Below are 1,804 nucleotides of genomic sequence, written 5' to 3'. Positions count from 1 at the left end.
TTCCCTTAAGTTGATGGGCATGTATGGTGAGGCCTATTAGCTATGCCAAATTGTATTTGGATTGTCATCGATTGCATTACTAGCTAGATCACACACTTGCTTTCATTATTTTCTTGGACCATACGCGGCAATTGGTTTAACAGGTTTCGCATCCGTCGCTTCCCATATAGGGGCAGTTAATGTTGGATAGTTCAATGCTTCTACTTTTTTTCTCGTTTCTTGTGATACTTTCAGTCCCCATTGATCAAAAAATGGAAGTAAATTTTGTTTCGCTACTTTCGATGTATTGAAAATAAATGCTTGTATTTCATCTTCATCAGTTTCTGGAAGTTTATCCTTTGGTAACTCTCGATATAGTTTGTGAAGGTTCGGATAAAAATCTTCCCCATATGCTAAATGAAGTTGCCAAAACATAACAAGTTTCACAAACAAGTCATCAATATCTTTATACTCTTTATCTGTTTGTTTTAAGTATGCAAAGGCTCTATCGTAGTCCCCTTCTTTTTCTAAACGCGTTGGTTGATTCGGGAATAATTGTTTTTGTGCAGCTAAGGAATATATATTAACAGTGACTTCAGTCATTCCATTCGAAGCCCACGTCCAAGGGTTTTGTTGCCTTGTGTGTCCTGCTTCATGCATTTGTCCCCATCCAAATTCATTTACATTTAAAGCACTTTTAATTGCGTCATAAGCAGTAGTAAATACGACTCCATCTCGACCTGCATACATGTACATGCCCGGTGGGTTGTTAGGGTTCTCTACAAAAGCCCAAAGACGGCGAGTTGAACGATGTAACGGATTAGAACTTGTTTCAGAAAGTCCCGATATTTTATCTTGCGCTCGAATCATTTCATCGTATTTTTCTAATAGGGGAACAGGATCTTGATCCACAATATATTTCTTGGCACTATCACGAGTAACAGTAAGTACTGCTTTCTTTGACTTTAATTGAACAGCATGCGCATCTGGATACTTGTCCATCATAGCAATCCAGTCCTCTTTCGTATGCTTCCCTAATTCAAAGAATGGAACAGGGCTCCCGCCTTGTGTTACTTTCACCTTAACAGTTCCTTTCCCTTCAGAGTTATCAAACCCTAATAAACCACCGTTTGGAGAGGATATGGTGTTAGAACCAGGAGAAAGACGAAATGCTTTTCCCCCTTCTTTATCATATTCATTTGTCCCAATAGTTGCTCCAAGCTTTTCTAATCCTGATAGTCCCGATACTTCAATTGTGACTTGCTCATTCGGTTTTACATAAATTCCTGTTGGTACATAGTTTCGTTGCTCACTTCGTCTTTCTCTTGCTGCTTCACCCATATAATGTCCTGTACTTGGAAGTTCAAACTTTCTCTCTTCATATTGTGCCTGGGTTTGTGTAGTTTCAGCATGAATGTTCAAACTATTTACAGTCATAGATGTAAATAATGTCGTTGTCAAAACAGCAGATGTCATAAGTACTTTCATTGGTTTTTGTAATCTATGATTCTTTCTTCTACTCATATAAATCAGTCCTTTCATTTTATTTTGTATAGTAAGATGTTGTAAATCTTTATACCCTTATTATAGTCAGCGTTTACATATATATCAACGAATTTTAATATGCAATATTTAATATAATGTAAGCTGGTTTTATTGCTATAATCGAAAAGGGTTCTGGTGCAAAGATTGCATTTATTTGAAAGAGGTATATAGATTCCTAATGGAATCTATTCTTATGCAGCCATTCCGAATAGTTGATGAATGAGGTTCACTTGATTTTGGACAGACTTCCCCCTTGAGAGGTTTGTCCTTTTTTCATCAT

At 37.0% G+C, this 1,804-nt stretch carries 1 protein-coding gene; it reads right to left on the bottom strand.

The genetic code is table 11. The features are described 5' to 3' along the window. Window positions 1-105 precede the first annotated feature (105 nt). Window positions 106-1,503 (bottom strand): M60 family metallopeptidase, encoded by a 1,398-nt coding sequence (locus B5P40_RS31945; RefSeq protein ID WP_113710528.1) that lies wholly within the window; start codon window positions 1,501-1,503, stop codon window positions 106-108. Window positions 1,504-1,804: the final 301 nt, after the last annotated feature.

The organism is Bacillus sp. SRB_8 (genome assembly GCF_003264205.1).
GTDB classification, from domain to species: Bacteria; Bacillota; Bacilli; order Bacillales; family Bacillaceae_G; genus Bacillus_A; species Bacillus_A mycoides.
The sequence above is the reverse complement of the archived record's forward strand: the minus strand, read 5'-3'. Positions and strand labels throughout refer to the sequence as shown.

Coding starts and splice junctions, on each gene's coding strand:
- B5P40_RS31945 (WP_113710528.1), bottom strand. CDS start 1,503: ATGAGTAGAAGAAAGAATCATAGATTACAAAAACCAATGAAAGTACTT.